Source organism: Radiobacillus sp. PE A8.2, from assembly GCF_045635475.1.
Lineage (GTDB): Bacteria > Bacillota > Bacilli > Bacillales > Amphibacillaceae > JBJGXI01.
The window spans coordinates 1-23,347 of the sequence record NZ_JBJGXI010000049.1; the positions used below are offsets into that span (position 1 = coordinate 1).

The 23,347-nt window shown below is 37.2% G+C and carries 14 protein-coding genes and 1 pseudogene; 11 read left to right on the plus strand and 4 right to left on the minus strand.

Features of this window, described 5'->3' with window-relative positions:
- Together ACI6MV_RS20215 and ACI6MV_RS20220 are read left to right on the plus strand one after the other, a co-directional pair.
- Positions 1-181, plus strand: a 181-nt coding sequence (locus ACI6MV_RS20215; protein ID WP_407272133.1) for a hypothetical protein, incomplete at its 5' end; no start/stop codon positions are given.
- Between the two features lie 792 nt (positions 182-973).
- Positions 974-1,378: pseudogene (locus ACI6MV_RS20220) on the plus strand (hypothetical protein); the annotation flags it as partial.
- Between the two features lie 29 nt (positions 1,379-1,407).
- On the opposite strand, the gene ACI6MV_RS20225 reads toward ACI6MV_RS20220, so the two are convergent.
- From ACI6MV_RS20225 to ACI6MV_RS20240, 4 genes are all read right to left on the minus strand, one after another.
- Positions 1,408-1,593, minus strand: a complete 186-nt coding sequence (locus ACI6MV_RS20225; RefSeq protein WP_407272134.1) for a hypothetical protein — start codon at positions 1,591-1,593, stop codon at positions 1,408-1,410.
- A gap of 232 nt (positions 1,594-1,825) precedes the next feature.
- A complete protein-coding gene (locus ACI6MV_RS20230; RefSeq protein ID WP_407272135.1) occupies positions 1,826-2,062 on the minus strand; it encodes a hypothetical protein in 237 nt (78 codons plus the stop codon).
- Complete coding sequence (locus ACI6MV_RS20235; RefSeq protein ID WP_407272136.1) at positions 2,059-2,568, minus strand: RNA polymerase sigma factor; 510 nt, start codon at positions 2,566-2,568, stop codon at positions 2,059-2,061. Before ACI6MV_RS20235 ends, ACI6MV_RS20230 begins: the two co-directional genes overlap by 4 nt.
- Positions 2,555-2,926: a hypothetical protein gene (locus tag ACI6MV_RS20240; RefSeq protein WP_407272137.1), complete on the minus strand. Its 372-nt coding sequence runs from the start codon at positions 2,924-2,926 to the stop codon at positions 2,555-2,557. The genes ACI6MV_RS20235 and ACI6MV_RS20240 overlap by 14 nt, the downstream gene beginning before the upstream one ends.
- A gap of 366 nt (positions 2,927-3,292) precedes the next feature.
- On the opposite strand from ACI6MV_RS20240, the gene ACI6MV_RS20245 reads away from it, so the two are divergent.
- From ACI6MV_RS20245 to ACI6MV_RS20285, 9 genes are all read left to right on the plus strand, one after another.
- On the plus strand, positions 3,293-4,357 hold the full coding sequence (locus ACI6MV_RS20245) for an ABC transporter substrate-binding protein (RefSeq protein WP_407272138.1): 1,065 nt from the start codon (positions 3,293-3,295) through the stop codon (positions 4,355-4,357).
- Positions 4,358-4,520: 163 nt separating this feature from the next.
- Positions 4,521-6,272, plus strand: coding sequence for a sensor histidine kinase (locus tag ACI6MV_RS20250; protein WP_407272139.1), 1,752 nt, complete (start codon positions 4,521-4,523; stop codon positions 6,270-6,272).
- A gap of 36 nt (positions 6,273-6,308) precedes the next feature.
- A complete protein-coding gene (locus ACI6MV_RS20255) occupies positions 6,309-7,508 on the plus strand; it encodes a response regulator transcription factor (protein WP_407272140.1) in 1,200 nt (399 codons plus the stop codon).
- Positions 7,501-9,387: a substrate-binding domain-containing protein gene (locus ACI6MV_RS20260; RefSeq protein ID WP_407272141.1), complete on the plus strand. Its 1,887-nt coding sequence runs from the start codon at positions 7,501-7,503 to the stop codon at positions 9,385-9,387. The genes ACI6MV_RS20255 and ACI6MV_RS20260 overlap by 8 nt, the downstream gene beginning before the upstream one ends.
- A 222-nt stretch (positions 9,388-9,609) precedes the next feature.
- Entirely contained in the window at positions 9,610-11,139 is a 1,530-nt protein-coding gene (locus tag ACI6MV_RS20265) for a sugar ABC transporter ATP-binding protein (RefSeq protein WP_407272142.1), read from the plus strand.
- A complete protein-coding gene (locus ACI6MV_RS20270; RefSeq protein ID WP_407272143.1) occupies positions 11,120-12,124 on the plus strand; it encodes an ABC transporter permease in 1,005 nt (334 codons plus the stop codon). The genes ACI6MV_RS20265 and ACI6MV_RS20270 overlap by 20 nt, the downstream gene beginning before the upstream one ends.
- Positions 12,121-13,167: a galactofuranose ABC transporter, permease protein YjfF gene (gene yjfF, locus ACI6MV_RS20275; RefSeq protein WP_407272144.1), complete on the plus strand. Its 1,047-nt coding sequence runs from the start codon at positions 12,121-12,123 to the stop codon at positions 13,165-13,167. The genes ACI6MV_RS20270 and yjfF overlap by 4 nt, the downstream gene beginning before the upstream one ends.
- Before the next feature lie 272 nt (positions 13,168-13,439).
- On the plus strand, positions 13,440-17,858 hold the full coding sequence (locus ACI6MV_RS20280) for a PA14 domain-containing protein (RefSeq protein ID WP_407272145.1): 4,419 nt from the start codon (positions 13,440-13,442) through the stop codon (positions 17,856-17,858).
- A 156-nt stretch (positions 17,859-18,014) separates the two neighbouring features.
- Positions 18,015-23,309, plus strand: a complete 5,295-nt coding sequence (locus ACI6MV_RS20285) for a family 43 glycosylhydrolase (RefSeq protein WP_407272146.1) — start codon at positions 18,015-18,017, stop codon at positions 23,307-23,309.
- Positions 23,310-23,347: the final 38 nt, after the last annotated feature.

A 23,347-nucleotide genomic window follows, 5' to 3' on the forward strand; every position in this document is an offset into this window, starting at 1 on the left:
GCGGAAAGCGAAGTGGATTTCCGGAGCGGTGCAAGCACTCTCCAAGTTACGACGGAGTTTATCTATTTTGCGCACTAACAACAATCTATACGAAAACAGCCTAAAATTAAGAGCACAGCAACTTCTAATGCAGAAAGATGTCTTACTATCTCCTGTTTTGAAATATTTAGATCGTGCTTAGAAATTAGTCGTCCTAAGAGTGGTGAAATTATTAAAATAAATGAATTGAAAACGTATCCAAAAATGGATGTTACTCCTGTTAAAAGGAATGTTTCCTTAATGGAGAAAATCTAAATCAAATTAATAGCAAAATGTGATAATATTGAATAGTTAAAATATCGGTAAGGAGATTTAGATAATGAAGAAAGTTGCTTTAATGATGTTGCTTACTACATTGTTGATTATCGTTAGTGCTTGTTCGAACAACCCAGGTAATAGTGTCAAAGCATCCAATGCTTCATCGATGCCAGTAAATCAAGAAGAGCATTATCCAGTTTCTGATGACTCTTCTAACATAGACGATAACAATCTGGAAAGTGACGAAGCATCACAATCAACTAATACAAATGACGAGTTAGAAAAAGGAAATGAAACAACAACGAATGAGTTGGACAGCAGCATAATAGACGTAGGAGATTACTTGAATGAGAGTTATGCAATTGACAATACGCATTTTGTAACGGATATATGGGAAAATGAAGACACAGGAAGGATAGACTATACAGTCAACATACTTCCTGATACTAAAGAATTTGGTCAAGAAATAGATGGAGTTTTTAAAAATGGTTCTCCTTATTTCGATGACAGAACAAAAGAAATGTTTGATGTAGCTACGAAGATAATGAATGATTTAACAAATGACCATATCCACATTGATTCGGTTAATTGGGTATCGTATGATGGCGTTTTTTCTATCATGTTACTACAAGATTTTGATAATAGTAACTTAAATGTTCGGGAAGACGTGGAAAAATTATCTGATTATTCTAGTGAACAAATTGAATACGCTCGAGTTTGGTTGCAGCTTGGACCGAATCAAGACATCGATGGATTGTATGTTAGACACATTCCAGCTGGTACACCACTTGATTCTGAATATTATACAAGTGTTAGCTATCCGGAAGATGTTATCCAGTTAACAGGATCTCGCTTAGTAGACGGAATAGTAACCTATAGTGGTAATGGTGATGGTACGATTAATCTATATAACATTCCAAGACGTTGGTATGGTGGCTTTTCTCCGCCAGATGATGTAGGTGAGGATGAAATTCTGGAAGAAATGGAGGGAATTATTAAAAATACGAAGCTAGTGTATATCAACCCAGGTGATGATGAAAGTGTCATAAAATTGATTAAATTGCTGCATGGTAATAATTAAGACAGCGCCTTCTTATCTGTGAGGGAACATTAATAAAAAAACGGTTGGATGTAAGACCAACCGTTTTTTACATAGTTTTTAAATAGAAACGAAAATTTGTGTATGTGTCTAGCTCCGAGCACCAGAAACGTAGCGATGTCACGAATCGCCTTACGATAAGTCATCATCGATTCAAGTTTGATGGAAGGTTGACTAAAAGCGGACTTGTCGTCCAACGTCGACGTACCCCTACGCGGGGCATGATCCTTTGTCTTAGTCGATTCGCTCCAGTCGCTACGTTTCTAAGCGGGCGCTCTGCACTTTTCTTAATTCTTTTCCGTTGCAAAACTATTTAATGAATTTTTGAGGTAAACCATTGTTCATCTTTTACTAAATTAGCCGTTTGTTTAGGAAAAATATAATTCAACTACTTAGATATGCAACGCAATGGGCCTGACCGTATCCCAATTATATAAAAAACACGGGTATAAAGAACAAAACAAGTAAGGTGATTAGTGGATAAAACACAAGCCGTGTTATTGAATTACCTTTAATCGACAATACTTCAAACGGATCCTTAGCAGGCGCATGAATCCAGTGAGCTAATCGGTCAAGCTTATTTCTTTTGATTGGAATTTCTGGTACTTCAACATGAAATTCATCTAATCGTTTCTTTACTTCGTCTGGAATCTTCATGTTATTCATTCGTCATCCTCCAATAATCCCTTAAGTTTATTTAATGAAGTATACAGTCGCGATTTCACCGTTCCAATCGGAATTTCCAGTATTCTAGCTATTTCCTTTTGTGGTAGGTCTTCGTAATAAGTTAATAGAATTACTGCGCGTTGGTCGTCAGGTAGTTGCTCTATGGCTGCTTTAATCCCGAGTTTGATGTCGGATTCTAATTGTTGCTGATGTTGAGGGTACAAGAATGGTAAGAGTTGTTTCATTCGACTACGCCTTTTTAATCGGTTAATCATGAGTTGATATGCCATCCGAAATAAATAAGTTTTCAGATTCGACTTGCTTGCATCAAAGCGTGCTTCATATTTATGAAAACGAACAAATGTATCTTGCACGATGTCGATGCTTAGCTGCTCATCTTGGCAATATCGGTAGACAAATTGATAGATTGGCGTTTTGTACATAATAAATAGTTCTTCTATAGAATATTCCACAGCTGCGGATGCAATTTCTTTATCTAAACTCATCTGACCACCGCTCTTTTATGCCTTTAAAAACAAATGCAATTCTAGTAATAAACCAAATAAAAGTGATGAGTGAAAACGTGAAGGTTTGATGAATGAAAAATTGGATCCATGGACTATCAATTGTATCACCGCGAAGCAGGAATAACATAAGACCAGTAATACACAAAAATGTGTACACAGCAGCGAGTATGATTGTGTAATCCCACCGCGTCCAATGGAAATAAATATCCGATTTTTTAAAATTAATATTCCCGATGTTGTCTCTTACTACCTTCTTGTTCATTGTAGCAATAAGTGCCCCAAATGTCGTGCCAAGAATAGCTGCTACAATCGTGCTTATAATCCAGCCTATTGCCATTTGTTATCTCCCCTTTCGTTCTTTTACTAACTTATACAATTGGGGAGGTGGAAAGGTTCAGGGGTTTTATAACTTCTTTAACATCTAGCAATTAATGTAACTAAGCCAATATTAAAACACCTGCTATTGCATTTAAATCGATTGAAGAAAAGGAACTTGGTGAAGAAATCATCGAGATAACAGTTAAACAGATTACAAAATACTGACATAGAGATGAAAAAGATTAGTAGATTACTTATATAATTAGCTCGATATAACCCAAAAGTGCTGAAAACTATAAATAAATTTGTTTTTTTGTAAATACATTTCTCCCTAAAATCCTTATTCTAAGGGTGTATCAAATAACTGTTAAAGGGGAGAAACAAGATGAATACAAAAAAGGGTTTGCTGTTATTTTTAATTACTGGTATTACAGTATTGTTCTTACTTGCTGGTTGTAACACTCAAGAATCCGCTGGTAATGAAGGTTCAAATGACAACGCTGAGGATACGAACGCAGAAGAAGCTAACGAAGATTCAGGTACAAATGATGAGGAGGCTTCTTCAGAAAAAATTGTAGTCGGTTTTTCTCAAATTGGGGCAGAAAGTGGTTGGAGAACTGCTGAAACTGAATCAATTAAAGAAACATTAGGAAACGATCCACAATTTGATTTAAAGTTCTCGGATGCACAGCAAAAACAGGAAAACCAAATCAAAGCACTAAGAACATTCATTGCACAGAAAGTTGATATTATCGCTTTAGCACCAGTAGTAGAATCTGGTTGGGAAACGATATTGACTGAAGCAAAAGACGCTGGCATCCCTGTTGTCTTGCTAGATCGAGGTATTGACGTAGAAGATGAGTCATTATATACAAGTTTCATTGGGTCTGATTTTATTCTCGAAGGTGAGAACGCTGCCAATGAGCTAATTAATCTGATGGGTGAAGATTCAAAAGTAAACATTGTTGAGTTACAAGGTACAGTTGGTGCAAGTGCTGCGAATGATCGTATGGAAGGATTTGCTAATGTAATTAGTGAAAACCCAAATTATGAAATCATCAAATCACAAACTGGTGAATTTACTCGTTCAAAAGGTAAAGAAGTAATGGAAGCTTTCCTAAAATCCGATGGCGATAATATTGATGCAGTATATGCACATAATGATGACATGGCATTGGGTGCCATCCAAGCAATTGAAGAATATGGTTTGAAGCCAGGTGAAGATATTAAAATTGTGTCTGTCGATGGTATCAAAGATATTTTCGAAGCTGTTGCTGATGGAAAAGCAAATATAATTGTCGAATGTAATCCTTTACTTGGACCACAGCTTGCCCAAGCTGCTAAGGATTTACAAGCTGGAAAAGAAATTGAACGTTGGATTAAAACAGATGAAAGCGTTTATGTAGGAGCAGAAGAAGCGAAAGCTGCACTACCAGACCGTAAGTACTAAGCTTTGAATAATGTTAATAAAGATCGAAATTGCATTTCTTGCAATTTCGATCTTTATTTCAATAAACGAAGAATGTATCTTGTATTATAGTAACTAATCTGATAGGTTAATCTTTAATCAAACAAAAACATATAAGGGGGAGAGGGAGGCCATTTTTTATAAGGTGTTAACTTATTTTATAAACAAAAGTATTCGTTTCAAATTGCTGTCTTATTTTATTATTGTTATTATCTTATGTATATTCTCCTTAAGTTTTTTTGGAGGTAATATCTATAAAGAATCTTTAGAAGAAGAAGCAAATCTACATGCTTACCAAATGATTGATCAAGTCTGGAGTAAAATAGATATGCTTGTTGAAGAGAATGAGGATATTTTACATTATTTAACCCAAGAAGATGTGGTATTACAATTTTTGGAACAGCAATCTCCCTCTACAGCAATTGAAGCAGAAGTTAAAAATGAAATGAAGCTATATGAGGACAGGCATTCAGAAATTGCTGGCATTTTGTTGGTAAGTGAATTCGATAATTTTACAAGTAATGAAATGTTACGAGTTTCAAGAGATTCACTCACCAGAGAAAGTTGGTACATACAAGCCATACAATCCCCCGACAGCATGCATCTAATTAGTAATCCGATTGGCCGAAACATTAAAAAAAAATCTAATTTTCAAATGAACAACCTACTTACCCTAGTAAAAGCTATAAAAAACCCAGCTACTGGCCAAGTAATTGGTGTTGTTTTAATGGATTTAAAATTAGATTTTATAAAAAGTATTATAGAATCAATAAAGTTTGGCGAAAGTGGTTTCGTGTTTATTATGAATAATCAAGGGGAAGTTGTTTATTCGCCAGTAAACTCGATTGTTTATCGGATTCATCCAGATTGGTTAGAAATGGCTAATTCTGCGCCGATAGAACGAGAAATTGAAAATAATAAATTTCAAATTCTTTATAACACTATACCTGATATTGGTTGGAAAGTCGTAGGTGTATTTTCCTTAGATGAAACAACATATGTAGTAACCAAAGTTCAATTATTAACATTATTTATTGCATTCATCACATTAATCATTGGATCAATTATATCTTTATTTTTTGCTAGTACGATAACGAAGCCCGTTAATAAGTTAAAGACGCTCATGGCTGATGTTGAAGAAGGGCGCTTAGATTTGCGTTTTAATTCTAAGTTTAACGATGAGATTGGGCAGCTGGGACAAAGTTATAACAAGATGCTTACAGAGGTTCAACGTTTAATTCAACTAGTCTATATGGAACAAAAGAGTAAAAGAGAAGCAGAATTAAAGATTTTGCAAGCACAAATTAAACCACATTTTCTTTATAATACACTAGACACGATACAGTGGATGGCTATTGAATATGAAGCCAATAAGATAGTGGATATTGTGAGTGCGCTTACAACGTTGTTTCGGATTGGTCTTAATAAAGGAAATGAATTTATTAAACTTAAAGATGAAGTGGAACATGTTAATAGTTATCTTATCATTCAAATGACTAGATATGAGTCAAAATTATCATATGAGATTGATGTTGATGACAAAGTGAAAGACTATCAAGTATTAAAGTTGATTTTGCAACCATTAGTAGAAAATGCAATTTACCATGGGATTAGAAACAAAAGAGGCAAAGGACACATTTACATTCATATAACAGATGATGCTGAAAATCTATTTTTTTACGTAAAAGACACCGGGAAAGGCATAAAAGAAGAGAAGCTGAAGCAATTAAATCGTACACTGAAAAATATAGATGGAGACCAAAAGAAGGGTTTCGGATTGTCTAATGTTAATGAACGAATCAAGTTATCTTATGGAGATAAGTATGGGTTAGAGGTTTTCAGCGAATATGATCAAGGGACTACCGTAAAAGCAATACTTCCTATCATAAAAAATTAAAGCGCTTTTATTAAAACGAATGAAGGAGGTTTAATTATGTGGAAGTTATTAATTGCAGAAGATGAAACAACAATAAGAAGGGGACTAAAAAAAGCAATCACATGGGAGAAGTATAATATTGAAGTGATTGCCGAAGCTGATGACGGAGAGGTTGCTTTAGAATTAGCTGAGAAACATGAACCACATATCATGTTTGTAGATATTAATATGCCATTTCTTAATGGTTTAGAATTAATGGAAAAATTACGTGAAGCACATTCCGATTGTATATTTATTGTTATCACAGGATACGACGAATTTAGTTATGCGCAACAAGCAATAAAAATGAAAGCGTTTGATTATATCTTGAAGCCGGTCAAACAAAATGAATTAGAAAATACGATTTCAAGCGCCGTGGAAATGCTGGAGAAAAATAGTATTGGAAAACAGCGAGACAGACAAATAACAGGAAATAAACATGTGTTAAAAGAAAGGTTATTTATAAATTGGATAACAGGACAATACGAAAGTGAAGAAGTAAAAAATCAATTTCAATTGTTGGATATTAAACTGAATGATGAGATTGCGTTATCAGTTTATAAAATAGTAAAAGATATCGATGTAAGTTCTGCGGAAAAAGACTGGAGTGACGTGTTACTTATTTTCTCATTGAAAAATATAATTAAAGATTTATTAAAAGAATATTCCATGTTTGAATTATTTAAAGATCCTTCTGGCAACGTTGTCTTATTAATATCAGATATAGACCTAGAGACGTTACTCCTAGTTAATAGAGAAATTGTTAGTTATGCGGAACGTTTTATGGGGAAAGTGATTCTTTGCAACGAGAGTTTCTTGCGCTCTTATGAGGATTTTCCGAGTGAATATAATAGATTAATAGAAGAATTGGATACGGATACTAATTTAACGCCAATCGTGCTGTTGGCAAAATCTTATATTGATCAGCATTATTTTGATCATTCTATTTCACTAAAGCAAGTGGCCGGTTTTGTGCAAGTAAACGCTACTTATTTAAGTAAGCAGATAAAAAATGAACTCGGTCTATCATTCATTCAATATTTAACTAATGTAAGAATTAATGCAGCTCTCAAACTGATAAAAGATCCGTATTTAAAAGTGTATGAGATTGCTGATATGGTAGGGTATAGTACACAACATTATTTTTGCAATGCTTTTAAAAAAGTGGTAGGAACGTCTCCATCGGAATGTAGAAGTGGAGTTAGGAGTCATGAATAAAAAAACAATATATGTCTTGGGTATATTGGGTATAACAACGATCAGCTTATTGGCGTGTTTTGTATACATTCAATCAGGAGAAAGTGCGCGTTCGGACGCGAAGACGAAAATTGAATACGTGATCGGTGTATCTCAACCTAATTTACACGAACCATGGCAAGTGTTAATGAATGAAGAATTAAGAAATGAGGTTATGAAGCATAATAATATTAGAGTGATTTATACTGATGCTGCACAGAGCACAGATCAACAAGTAGAAGATATAGAAACATTACAGAAATATGGAATTGACCTATTGATTGTATCGGTTGAGGATTCTTCTGCGCTTACACCAGTAATCTCAAAACTCTATAAAGATATCCCAGTCATTGTGCTTGGGAGAGGTGTAGAAGGTTACAACTACACCTTGTACATAGGTTCAGATCATTACTTTATAGGTTCGATGGCAGCTGAATCTGCTATTAAACTATTAGGTGATAAAGGTGGAGACATAATAGAAATCCAAGGCTTAGCAAATGCATTACAAGCAGAGGAAAGAAGTAAAGGTTTTAGGGAAACTATACAGAAAGAGAGAAACATTCAAATCACCGAGCACCTTGTCGCTAACTGGCAAAGGGATAAAGCTGAGGACGAGTTGACAAGGTTATTAAAACAAAAAGATAATCCCCCAGAACTTATCTATGCGCATAATGATGCGATGGCGTTAGGTGCATATCGGGCGATAGAATCGTTACAGTATGATGGAGTAAAAATAATCGGAAGTGATGGCGTTAACAAGCCAAAAGGTGGTTTGCAATTAGTAAAAGAAGGGACGATAGATACGACTTTTATTACGCCAACAGGTGGAAAACAAGCTGTTCAATATGCATTGGACATACTTGAAAAAAATGCAGAGATTCCTAAAAAAATCATTCTTAGAAATCATGAAGTAACAACCAATAATTATGAACAATATATAAATGAAGAAGAAAAAATTGTGGATTCACCAACTAATGATGGACAAGTTGTTTTAGGGTTCGCTCAAGTTGGAAGTGAGAGTCAGTGGCGCGCGGCACATACAACATCAATTGTGACAGCAGCGGAAGAAGCGGGTGTTCAGCTAATTCTGAAAAATGCCAATAACAATCAAACAAAACAAATTGAAATAATTAGAAGCTTTATTGAACAAGATGTAGATATTATTGCTTTTTCGCCAAAAGTAGAACATGGTTGGGAAGAGGTATTGCAAGAAGCAAAGGATGCAGGGATTCCGGTAATTCTTTCTGACAGAGAGATCAAAGTTAATGATCCATCCTTGTGGGCATCCTTCATTGGGTCGGATTTCGTTGAAGAAGGAAGAAGAGCAGCTAGGTGGTTAGTCAATGATATGGAGACATCAGATGAAGAAGTGCAAATCATTGAATTAGAAGGGACACAGAATTCTGCGCCAGCGGTAGATAGAAAGCAAGGTTTTAAAGAAGTAATACAAGATTTCCCAAACTATAAGATTATCGAATCCTTACCTGGTGATTTCACATTAAATAAGGGAAAAAAGATGATGGAACAAGCGCTGCAATCTTATGGGCAAGAGATTGATGTCGTATATGCACATAATGATGATATGGCCATGGGTGCAATTGAAGCAATTGAGAACTACGGATTAAAACCAGGAACGGATATAAAGATCATTTCTATTGATGCGACAATAAAGGCTTTTAAAGCATTAAGTACTGGAAAGTTAAATTTTACTGTTGAGTGTAATCCGTTGTTGGGTCCACAAATTATGCAAGCGGCCAAAGATCTAAAAGAAGGCAAAGAAATACCGATGAAAATAATTACTTCGGAAGAAACATTTACACAAGAAGAAGCAAAAAAGGAAATGAAAAAAAGGAGTTATTAAATAGGAGCTTTGGTAGTTATTTATACCAAGGCTATTTTTTTTGAAAACAAGCAAAAGAAAGATCCTTTCAATCGCGAATGTTTAGTCGTCACAAATATAATGCGGAATATTGTAAAAAATGCCCCTTTTTTTTAAATACATGCGTTAGACATGATTCTATAATTTATATAAGGACGTTATATAATAATATTTTTTCAGAACAGAAGGAAAGAAGGTGATGGAATGAGTTCTGACTACTTGCTTAAAGCTGAAGGAGTTTCTAAAGCTTTTCCGGGTGTTCAAGCCCTGACAAAGGTGAATTTTAAATTGCGTCGTGGAGAAATTCATTCTCTGATGGGTGAGAATGGAGCTGGAAAATCAACAATTATTAAAGTATTGACGGGAGTCCATAGAAAAGATGAAGGACGTTTTTTCTTGGAAGATAAGGAGATAGAACTTACTTCACCGCAAAGTGCACAAGAGGCTGGAATAAGTACGGTGTATCAGGAAGTAAATCTGTGTGAGAATCTGTCTGTTGCAGAAAATATTTTTATTGGAAGAGAGCCAATGAAAAATGGACAAATTAATTGGAAAGAGATTATAAAAAGGTCTGAAGAGATTTTGTCTGAGCGCTTAGACATTCACATTGATGTGACGAAAATATTATCCTCCTACTCAACAGCAATCCAACAAATGGTAGCGATAGCAAGAGCGGTAGACATATCAAAAGGTGTACTGATTTTAGATGAGCCTACCTCAAGTTTAGATAAAAATGAAGTACAGCAATTGTTTCGTGTTATGAGGAATTTAAAAGAAGAAGGTATGGGAATTATCTTCGTCAGCCATTTTTTAGAACAGGTTTATGAAATCTCAGACAAGATCACAGTGTTACGCAATGGTCATTTTATAGGTGAGTATGAAACAGAAAAATTATCAAGAACCGAACTTGTATCAAAGATGATAGGTAGAGAGTGGGGAGCAGACTCCAACCAAAAAAATCACCAAAAAACCCCGGTTAATGAGGAGTTATTCCTTAAAGGGATGGATCTAGGTAGGCGTGGTATGATTAATCCATTTGATTTAGAAATGCACAAAGGAGAAGTGTTAGGGTTAGCGGGGTTGTTAGGATCTGGTAGAACCGAGATTGCAAAGCTTATTTTCGGAATAGATAAGGCTGATCAAGGTGTACTCTATATTGGCAATGAAAAGATCAGATCGATGAATCCCAGAACAGCAATCACAAAAGGGTTAAGTTTTTGCCCAGAGGACCGTAAGGTGGAAGGAATTGTTAATGATTTAACAATCCGAGAAAACATTATCCTCGGCTTACAAACAAAACGAGGACTGTTTCATTATATCCCTATGAAAGAACAAAAGAAAATTGCTCAAAAATATATTGATTTACTCAGAATAAAAACTCCTAGTATGGAACAGAGAATTGATAATTTGAGCGGTGGAAATCAACAAAAAGTAATCTTGGCGAGATGGTTAGCTACAGACCCTAAACTACTGATCTTAGATGAACCAACAAGAGGGATTGATGTAGGATCGAAGATGGAAATTAGAAAGTTGATTTTAGAGTTAGCTGCGGAAGGAATAACAATATTATTTATCTCAGCGGAGCTTGAAGAAACTGTTGCTTGCTGTGATCGTATCATCGTGCTTCGTGATCGAAATAAGATTGGTGAACTTCAAGGTGATGAAATGGTCGAATCAAAAATAATGGACATGATGGCAGAAGGAGATGATGGCGTTGAAGCAAGGCATGCTTAAATTGACTAGTACAAAAATATTCTGGCCGATAATCGCATTAAGCATGTTACTGTTGTTCAACTTCTTTATCGTGCCAGGTTTCTTCTCGATTGAAATAAAGGATGGTCACTTTTTTGGAAGTATTATCGATATATTAAATCGAGTGATACCTTTAATGATTATCAGCATTGGAATGACACTTGTTATTGCAAAAGAAGGCATTGATATATCTGTCGGTTCCGTTTTAGCAATCTCCGGTGCGTTAGCAGCATCAATCATGGAAAACAATTCAGTTTGGCTGGCAATCATCTTAGCTATATTAATAGGAATTGTCTGTGGATTTTGGAATGGTATTCTCGTATCTGTTTTTGAAATACAGCCCATGGTTGCAACATTAATTTTGCTCGTTGTAGGCAGGGGGATCGCCCAGCTCATCACGGGTGGTCAAATATTAACGATTGATAATGAAATTTACTCCTACATTGGAACAGGATTCTTACTTGGATTGCCTTTTCCGATATATATTGGTCTAGCTATTTTCTTAATCATGATAATTTTGAAGAAGAAAACAGCGATGGGATTATTTCTAGAATCAATTGGAAACAACATGACAGCCAGTAAATTTGCAGGTATACAACCGAAGAAGATTATTATACTCGTGTACACCCTTTGTGGATTATGTGCTGCAATTGCAGGGATAATCGTAAGCGCGAATGTAAGTAGTGCGGATGCTAATAATGCGGGTCTGTGGATTGAACTAGATGCGATTTTAGCAGTAGTTATTGGTGGTACATCCATGCGTGGAGGAAGATATTTCCTTGGTGGTACAATTGTTGGAGCATTATTTATCCAAACGTTGTCTACAACTATTTATTCTGTAGGTATTAATCCACAAATCGTCATGGTAGTAAAAGCTATTGTTGTTATTATTGTATGTTTATTACAATCTAAGGAGTTTAGAAAGATATTTTCACAGTTTGGCAAAAAGAAGGTGTCGTACTCATGAGAGGATTCAAATTTGCTATAAAAGAGAATCATATATTTTTGCTTGCGACTACGTTGTTAATAGCAATGTTGTATGGTTACGGATCATTCTCTTTTACTGGTTTTTTCAGTACACAAGTATTTCTAAATCTATTTATCGATAATGCTTATTTAATCATTGTCGCAACAGGCATGGCGTTCGTTATTATAACAGGTGGTATTGACCTGTCGGTAGGTGCATTTGTTGCTTTTATAAGTATGGTTTCAGCTATGTTGCTATCGCAAGGATTTAACGCATATTTAGTCATTACGATAACGCTAGTAATCGGAGTATTGTTCGGTGCATTCCAAGGATATTTGATTAGTCGTTTTGATTTGCACCCTTGGATTGTGACATTAGCGGGCATGTTCTTAGCGAGAGGTGCCAGTTTCTTAATTAGTACAGATAGTATCGTTATTACGAATGAAACGTTTAGTAGCCTATCTCAAGCAAAGGTTCCTATATTCAATGGTTATATTTCAATTGGAGCTGTTATCGCGATTCTTGTCGTCATTATCGCTCTTTATATGGCTAAATATACGAAGTTTGGTCGTAACGTATATGCGATAGGTGGGAATGTCGGTTCGGCTAAGCTGATGGGTTTACCTGTAGATCGTACCACAATTCTTGTTTATGTATTTTCCGGTTTTTGCTCTGCTCTAGGCGGTTTCGTCTTTACTTTATATATGCTGTCAGGCTATGGACTACATTTGCTCGGGATGGAAATGGATGCGATTGCAGCTTGTGTAATTGGAGGGATTTTGTTAACCGGAGGCTTTGGTTATCTGATCGGACCATTACTTGGTGTGTTAAGTATGGGGATCATTCAAACGATTATTATGTTTCAAGGTACACTTAGTTCTTGGTGGACGAAGATTGCTGTAGGATTCCTACTATTTATATTCATTGTCCTCCAACGTTTAGTTGTCATGAATAGACGAAGAAAGCCGCTTAAGGCAGAAAAAGGACCGCGATTAGAGACTGATACAAAAGCTGTTTCACAAGGTCAATTCGATATTAAATAAGTAATCGTGTAATCCTAGTAAAATTAAAATATAGCTTTCTACTAATATTATATTTTTTTAGTAGAAAGCTATATGATAAACAATCAAACTTATTGCCTACATCATAACAAACCAAATTACTTCCTAAGCACACGTGAAATTTCCACAACAAGATCCGCCTCATTGAATTACATAATCAATCTACGATTAACAACAAAATTTGCCTGAAGAAATACTGTAAGGAGGTGATTAACCTAAATTGGTCGTAATTAATAGATAAGGGAGGAAAAGGAATGATTATAACTAAGCGTAAGAGCTTTGGTATGGTTCTAATAATGATTTTACTCTTTACGATGGTCACACCTGGATTTTCGGTAATGGCAGTGTCAGGAGATACTGATAGTGAACCTCGTAATGGATTAAAGGGAGAATTTTACACGAATTCAAGCCCAGGTAATTTTGATTTTGCAGAGAAGAAAGCGACTGTCGTTTCACCAAATATTAACTTTGGAGATTTGAACGCGCTATTAAATCAATTAACTGAACAAGAAAATGATGCCACTGTTAGATGGACAGGGCAGATCAAACCAGAATTCACCGAAGATTACACATTCTCCATGATTGGTGATAATGGATTTAGATTATGGATCGATGATCAACTGATTATTGACCACTGGGTGAATGATTGGGATATTGAACAAACAAGCACACCTATTTCTCTAGAAGCTGGGGAATTGTACGACATAAAAGTAGAGTATTTTGAAGATATGGGTGGCGCACATTTAAAAATGCGTTGGGAAAGCCCTTCGCAACAAAAAGAAATTGTACCAAGTGACCGGTTGTACTTGCCGGAAGGATACACTCATGTAGGACCGCTAGCTTCTAGCATATCAGAAGATGGTAAAATGGTTGAGGTTACTTTTGAAAACGCTTTAGAAGAATTGCCAGCCGATACAATTGAACACTTTACTGGGGTAGGAAATAGTATGCCGACATCTATTAGTTTAAAAGAAGGCGACGCTTCAACTATTGTTATTGAACTAGACTATCCGATAACTAGTAAAGATAATACTACTTTACCATTAACATATGACGGTGAAGCTGAAATTAACACTACAAATGATACGAAAATTGAAGAATTTACGGTTTTTTCACAAAATAATTCTACTTATTTAATTGCCTCGCCATGGGCGGAAGAAGTAGACGAGGATAATGTTCTTCCAGAATATCCTAGACCACAGCTTGTTCGTAATCAGTGGTTAAATCTAAATGGTAAATGGGAATTTGAAAGTGCATCTGAAGCGGATTCACTCCCGACAGGCAAAACGTTGGAAGAAGATATCTTAGTTCCATTCGCTGTAGAGTCTAAGCTATCTGGTGTAGAACGACAAGAAGATCATATGTGGTATAAACGTAATTTCACAATACCTGCTGACTGGTCTGGTGATGATATCTTACTACATTTTGGAGCTGTTGATTGGGAAACCAATGTATATGTGAATGGTAGTGAAGTAGGGTCTCATAAAGGTGGATTTGATGAGTTTAGCTTTAATATTAGTGACTACTTAGTCCCAGGCGACAATGAATTGATCGTAGAAGTAAAAGATGAAACAAATACGGACCTAGCACTAGGCAAGCAACGATTGAATCCAGGTGGAATTTTTTACACTTCTGTATCAGGTATTTGGCAAACTGTTTGGCTTGAGCCTGTAGCTGAGGCACATATTAGTGATATGAAGATGACACCAGAAATCAATGATGAGTACCTAGGATTAGTAGTAGAAGCTTCTGGAAATAGCGCCGAAACTGTAGAAGCAGTTGCATATAAAGATGGGCAAGAAGTTGGCAGAGTGACTGGTGCTGTAGGTGAAGACCTTCAACTGTCTACTCCAGATCCAAGGCTTTGGTCGACTACAGATCCATTCTTATATGACCTTGAGGTCTATTTGAAAAATGGAGACACAATTGTTGATGAGGTTTCTAGTTATTTCGGTATGAGAGAAATAAGTACAGGCATGGTCGACGGAAAGCTTCGTCCATTATTAAATGGTGAGTTTGTTTTCCAAATGGGACCACTCGATCAAGGATATTGGCCAGCAGGTCTATTTACTGCACCAACAGATGATGCATTAAAGTTTGACATTGAGCAAGCAAAGGACCTTGGCTTTAATATGATTCGTAAGCATGCGAAAGTAGAACCGCAGCGCTTTCACTATTGGGCTGACAAAATGGGGATGCTTGTCTGGCAGGATATGCCACAAATGTTTGACACAACACCAACACAAGAAAATGCGGCTCAATTTGAGCATGAGTTTGAAGAAATTATTGATGAACATTACAACTCACCATCTCTCATTCTTTGGACAGTATTTAATGAAGGATGGGGACAGTATGACACAGTTAGAATTACGAACAGGATTAAGGAATTAGACCCAACACGTCTTGTATCTAACGCCAGTGGTTGGACCGATATGAATGTTGGTGATTTGATTGATTTTCATGCTTATGTAGGACCTGATTCACCAACACCAACAGATGATCGCATTGCTGTACTTGGTGAATATGGGGGTCTTGGATTACAGGTTCCTGGGCATGAGTGGAGTTCTAATGTATTCAACTATGAAATGCAAAGCAGTAAAGAAGAATTAACAAAACGATATCTTGGTTTAATAGATGGAATTAAGCAGTTAAAAGAAGAACCAGGCTTAAGTGCAGCTGTTTATACACAAATCACAGATGTAGAAATTGAAATAAACGGCTTATTAAGTTACGACCGTAAAGTGGAAAAGGCCGATTTTGATCAATTGCGTAAAGCGCACAGAGAGTTAATCGGAATTGTTGATACAAGTGATCTTGTAAATGTAATTGAAGAAGCGCAACAGGCTATAGATGATGCTGAAGTTGGCCCGGCACCTGGACAATATGCACAGGGTGTTGTGGATGCACTAACAACAGCAATTGCGGGTGCACAAGCAGTCGTAAATAATAGTGATGTAACAAAGGATCAATTATTAGCAGCAATAAAAGCATTAGAAGAATCAGTGAGCACATTCAAAGATCAAATTAACGCGCCGATTGCAGAGGGTGCAATTGTAGATCACTTTGATAGTGACGTTTTAGCAGATAGATGGTCCATTTATAGAGAAAATGACCAAAAGTGGAACCTTACAGACGTTCCTGGAAAATTACGAATCCGTACATCTGAGGGGGACTCGCATGAAGGTGCAAACACGTTAAAAAATCTATTTCTGACAACGCCACCATCGGAAGATTTTGAAATCACTACAAAGCTCACGGCACCAATTCGTGCCAACCACCAACAAGCTGGCTTATACATTTGGGAAGATGAAGATAATTATGTAAGGCTTGGTCATGTGTGGGATACAAGTACGACAAATGGCTATAGTATTGAAACAGCCAAGGAAGAGAATGGATCTTACAGTAAGCCGTCCAACATGGTTGCACACCCAGAAACCGATACGATGTACTTGAAGATGAAGAAAAAAGGTAATCAAGTGACAACGTATTATTGGAATGGAAACGAGTGGGTACAAGCATCTGATCCTGTTACAGTTTCACTTGAAAATATTAAAGTAGGCTTATATGGAACTTCAACATTTGCAGGTGATATTAATGCTGATTTCGACTATTTTACTGTTCAACCACTAATTGATGATGTTACAGAATTAGAGGATTTAATAGAAACGGCAGAAGCGATTTCAAATAGTGAAGGCGCATATACAGAAACATCATTTACTGCATTGCAAGGGGCGATTGCAGAAGCTAAGTCTACTCTTAGTACGATTGAAACAGAGGCGGCGTTAACTAAAGCAATTGCTGCGTTACAAGCAGCGGTTGATGGTTTGGAAACAAATGATTCAGTAATAGATGTTATGCCTTTAGAAGATTTAATTGATGTTGCTAAAGCAATTTCCAATGGTGACAGTAAGTACACAGAAGCTTCCTTCCAAGCATTACAAGCTGCAATATCAAGTGCGGAAGAAGCCTTAACTGAAGTCGAAACAGACGAAGAAGTAACAAAAGAAGTGGAAGCATTACAAGCAGCAATCGACGGTTTGGTGGAGACTCCGGATACAGAGGATCCAGGAACAGATCCAGGCACTGAAGATCCAGGAGATGAAAAACCAACGTCTATAACCACCGACGGGAAATCTGTCGCGGTATCTGCAAGTAAAGAGTACACGATTGAAGGCACAAATGCGAAAGTGAAGATGCCAGCTGACTTACCAGAGGGTACTACCGTACAGGTAAGAAAAGTAACGCCGGATACTACTAATAAAGGTTTGAAGGTAGCTGGGGATGTTCTTGAATTCATCTTCGAATATCCAACAGGTGCTTCGGCGCCAACAGGGTCTTTCACATTGGTATTAGGATACGACAATGACGCGGATGCGAGTCGTGTGGCAATTTACTATTATAATGAGGCGACCGGTGACTGGGAATATAAGGGTGGCGATGTAAATGAGGAAAACCAAACCATTACATTAGAAGTACCACACTTCTCAACGTACGGCGTGTTCGTTGAGGACGAAGGGGAACAAGAACAGCCAGGACAGCCAGATCATGACAAAGGTGATGAACTCCCTGATACAGCGACACCTATGTACACCTATCTATTGATTGGTTTTGTTTTATTAGTGTTAGGTACAACCACCTTCTTCTTTATTAGAAGAAGAAATGAAAACGTCTAAAGTGTAAATTGATTATTTAAAAGGATAGCCCCCTAGAATGGGGGCTATTCTCTAAATCTTTCATATAGGCCAATTACTAATTTGGAAATATTGAATTGATTGCGTGTATAGAGTGAATGATTCACTCTTATATTAATTTTAGTTGGAGGTTGAGTCGTGAGAAAGAATCTAACGCAGAAGAAGAACACTTTATTAAAGCAACTATTAATTTTCGTATTAATAGTAGGAACGATATTACCTTCTTTTCCAACGTCCCCATTGTTGGCGGATGAAAGTACGACATCATCTACATTTACAAATCCAATCGTTCCTGTATCCAGTGACGCTGGTTCAGCTGATCCGAGTATTGTTTATAAGGATGGATACTACTATTATGTGAAGTCAGACAAAGATGCTTCATTAATTGTAGCGAAAGCAAAAAGATTGCAAGATATCGGAACAGCTCCACGAGTCACGGTGTATACACCACCTAGTGGAACAAAGTATTCCAAAGGTATTTGGGCTCCGGAGTTACAATATATTAACGGCAAGTGGTATATCTATTTTGCTGCGGATGATGGAAACAATATAAACCATCGTATGTATGTACTAGAAAGCGATTCTCAAGATCCACAAGGTACATACACATTTAAAGGGCAAATTACGGATCCGACTGATGTGTGGGCAATTGATGGCATGGCTTTCCAAAAGGAAGACGGCTCTTTATATTTTGTTTGGTCCGGATGGAGAAACGGTGCTGATGGATTCCCGCAACGAACGTATATTGCTCCAATGAGTAATCCATGGACGATTAGCGGTGACCGTGTGGAGATCTCTTCGCCAACTGAGCCATGGGAAGGCGATATTCAAGAAGGGCAAGAAGTGATTATAAAAGATGGTACAATTTCGATTATTTATTCAGCCAATGGCAGTTGGTCAGATGATTATGTATTAGGGCAACTAACGAACACGGATGGGGATGTCTTGAATCCAGATTCATGGACGAAGCACCCTGAACCAATCTTCAAAAAGAATCCTGCAGGTAATGCATATGGTACTGGACACCATGGATTCACAAAATCACCAGACGGTACAGAGGATTGGATGGTTTATCATGCTTTTAAGAATTCAGGTGGAGGTTGGGGTGACCGTAGTGTAAGAGCCCAGGAATTCACTTGGAATGAAGATGGTACACCTAACTTTGGAGAGGCTGCCGCTTATGGAGAGGCAATCCCGGAACCTTCAGGAACGCCAAATGTAGACCGAGTAACATATGAAGCTGAAGATGCTACGCTCGGTGGTGATGCATTTGCTCATGGTTCAGATAGAGCATCTGGTGAACAAGTCGTCGGAAAATTAGACCGAGAAGATAGTGATTTTGCTTTGTTTGATGTGGAAGTACCAACAGCGGGGCTTTATACATTAATCGTAATGGCAGCGAACGGTACAGGTGGCGGAGCAGTTGCTCGTCATAAAGTTGTTGTAAATGATAGTCAGGAAACATACATCGATTATCGTAATTACGGATGGGAACACTATAATCCATCCTCCGTTGATGTTGAATTAGATAAAGGCTCAAACACAATAAAATTGACAAAGAAAACGAACTTTGCTGAAATTGATCAGATCATTCTACATCCTGTAGAGGAAGTAGGTACTGCTGTTGCAGTTGAAGAGATTAAATTAGGTAAAGAAAATATTTCCTTAAAAGCTGGAAATGCAACAGAAGTGAATGTGTCGATTAAACCAATTGTAGGCACAGATAAAAATCTAACTATAGTGGTCGAAGATAACGAAATAGCAACTGTATCTGAAATTAATCGGGATTCTGCGACAGGTTCTGTTACGTTACAGATTACAGGTGTTAGCCCAGGTGAAACAGATATTGAAGTAGCAAGTGCTGATGAAAATGTCGTTAAGAATATTCATGTAAACGTTCAAGGGGATCCGGGCGAACCTGATCTAACGGAATTTACAGTTGATCATTTTGAAGAAGCAAGTTTAGCAAGTGACTGGTCTATTTTCCAAGAAAGCAGAGACGATTGGAGTCTTACACAAAATCCTGGAGCAATGACGATTCACACGACGGCAACTGACATCTATCAAGATAACAACAGTCAAAACAATGTATTCTTGCAAAACGTTGCAGCAGGAGAAGATTTCGAAATTGTAACTAAACTGACAGCACCAATTGCACAGAATCACCAGCAAGCTGGATTGTTCGTTTGGGAGAATGCCGATAATCTAGTAAAACTGGCACATGTTTGGGACAATGGGCCGACTGTTGAAACAGCATATGAAGTTGATCAAGTTTACCGGAAACCAGGCAATTTCACAGCCCATCCTGGTGGTAACACGATAACTATGAAAATTAAAAAATCTGGAAATCAATATACATCCTATTTTTGGGATGGATATAACTGGATTCAAGCAGCTGATCCTTTAACTGCTGAGTTAGAAAATATTAACGTAGGGTTTTTCGCTAATAGTATTGTAGCTTCTGATCGAATCGATGCTAGCTTTGACTACTTTGCATATAAAAAGGTTGAAGGAGGCGTGGAGATCGAGCCAGAAGAACTTTCTTTAGAGGTTTCAGACACAAAACAGTTGGAGAATAGTGGACCTACGAAGCAAGTAAATTGGGTTTCTAGTAATCCATCAATCGCGACTGTCTCTGATACAGGGCTTATAGAAGGGATAAAAGCAGGAAGAACGAAAATTATCGTAGAAGCACAAAACGGGAACTTCCGTGATGAAGTACTTGTAACTATAACGAGTGATGAAGAACTACCAGCGATATTGTTCGAAGAGAACTTTGATGACAATAATGCAGATGGCTGGTCCACATACGATGGAACATGGACTGTTAATGACGGAAAATATATGGTTGAAAGCGGACCAGGGCATAAAACTGTGTTGGATGATCCGCAATTTACGGACTATGTTATGGAGGCTGATGTAGAACTAACGAGCGGAAGAGAAGCTGGTTTAATCTTTAGAGCTTCAGACTTAAGTGTTGGAGCAGATGCATTAGAAGGATATTTCTTCGGTATTAATGCTGAAACCAATTCTGCAATTCTAGGTGAGTTCGTTAACGGTCAATGGAATGAAATTGCATCAAGAAATCTATTGATTGAATACGACCAAGCTTATCAGCTAAAAGTGGTTGTCAATAAAGGACACATTCAAGCATTTATTAATGATAATCCTTTAAATGAGAACCCTTATCCTAAATTTGATTTGGTCAGAGATTCTCATCTAGCAACAGGGAAAATCGGATTTAGAACATGGCTTGCAGATGCATCCTTCGACAACGTTAAAATAACGTCGATTACCGATACGATCGAGGGACCAACGTATACGAATTCGGTTATGCCAGATATAGCTGATCCTTATGTACTTTATCATGAGGGAACATATTACCTATATGGAACACATACACCTGATTTCCCTAATATGCCAAACGGTATTAAAGTGTACACTTCTACAGATCTTGTGAATTGGACCGAGCAAGAGGATTGGGCATTATATAAAGATGACACGTGGGGCGATAATCGATTCTGGGCACCGGAAGTTATTGAGAAAGACGGCACTTTTTACATGTATTATGCTGTAGAGGAACGTTTAGCCGTTGCCACTAGTGACTCCCCATTAGGACCATTTGTTCAAGAAGAAATGGAGCCTATTCATCCAGATACACCAGAAATTGATGCACACATTTTTACAGATGATGACGGTAAACAGTATATGTATTTTGTCCGCTTTGAAGGTGGAAATGTCATTTATGTAGCAGAGTTAAATGAAGATATGAAGTCGATTAAAGAAGACACGTTAACATTCGTTATGCGAGCATCCCAAGATTGGGAAAATAGTCAAAAACAACCTGTTGCTCCAATCAACGAAGGGGCATTTGTGATAAAGCATAAAGATACTTATTATTTAACATATTCTGCTAATCACTTTGAAAGTCCAGATTATGGCGTGGGCTATGCAACAGCACCAAGTCCAATGGGGCCATGGACAAAGTACGAATATAATCCGATTATGAAATCGAATATTGTAGTTCCTGGAGCGGGGCACCATTCACTTATTCATTCACCAGATGGAAAAGAGTTATTTATGGTGTATCACACGCATAATAGCACAACAGAGACGGAACCGAGAAAGCTAGCGATAGACCGAGTACAATTTGTACCGCAAGAAAATGGTCCAGATGTGATGGAAGTATGGGGGCCGACTGTAACACCTCAACCGATGCCTTCGAGTGATGTATTGGTTGAAAGCATTACCGTAAGTAGTGAAAGTGGACAAACGAAAATTAATACTAAAAATGGAACACTTCAATTATTGGCAGACGTATTACCGACAGATGCTACTGATCCATCGGTTACATGGTCAATTGAAAGTGGTGCATCCTATGCAAGTGTTTCTGATTCAGGCTTAGTAACAGCGCACGCTGACGGAACAGTAGTCGTGAAAGCGATGTCTGTGAGCAATCCAGAAGTTTCAGGAAGTATCACAATTGATATTAGTAAACAAACTATTGATGTTAGTGAGTTAGATGCCTTAATTGAAAGTGCACAAGCTATATCTAATGACAATGATGTATATACACCAAGTTCGTTCCAATCATTGCAGGATGCAATAGCTGAAGCACAAGCAGCAGTAATCGAAACACAATCTGATTTAGATGTAGCTGTTAAAGCATTACAGGCTGCCATAGATGGCTTGGTAGAAGTGAAGGTTGATCCGTTGGACGAAGCTATTGGTAACCTCACTAAAGGTGGTACGTTAGAAGTTAATTTGGAAACAGAAGACGGTAAATCAGTACTTGAATTAAATGCTGCACAAGTAAAATTGTTAAAGGATAAGGGAGCAGTAATTCACCTTATAAAAGATGGTCTAGACTTGCGAATTCCAGTAATTAATTTTACTGGAGATGAAGCAGTTCGTATCATGATAGAAAGATATGAAGACATTGCAGAGGCGTTAACGCCGGTGTATGACTTTACAATTATACAAGGAGAAAAATTGATTCATGAATTTATTAGTCCTGTCACGATGACATTCCAAGTGAGTGAATCAAAAGTAACGAATGCTGAAGAAGTAAAAGTTTATTATTACGACAACGCTAATGAAGAATGGGTATCTATTGGTGGATCGTATAAAGACGGTTATGTAACAGCTGAGACAGATCACTTTACTGTATTTACTGTACTTGAGTTACTAGAAGACGATACACCACCTACGGATGGACAAGAGGAAGAACCATCACCAGATGAAAACGACAACGATGATCCATCTAACGGAGGTAAAGACGATCAAGATCCAGCAGCAGAAGATACTGACGACGATAATGAACTTCCAGACACTGCATCGAATATGTTCAATCTATTGTTTGTTGGTATGTTACTTGTATTTTCTGGTCTGGTTGCGTTCGTCATTGTTAGAAGAAGAAGTATCAATATGTAACTAATAGTTCTGGCTTTCTAGTTCGTTTACTAGAAAGC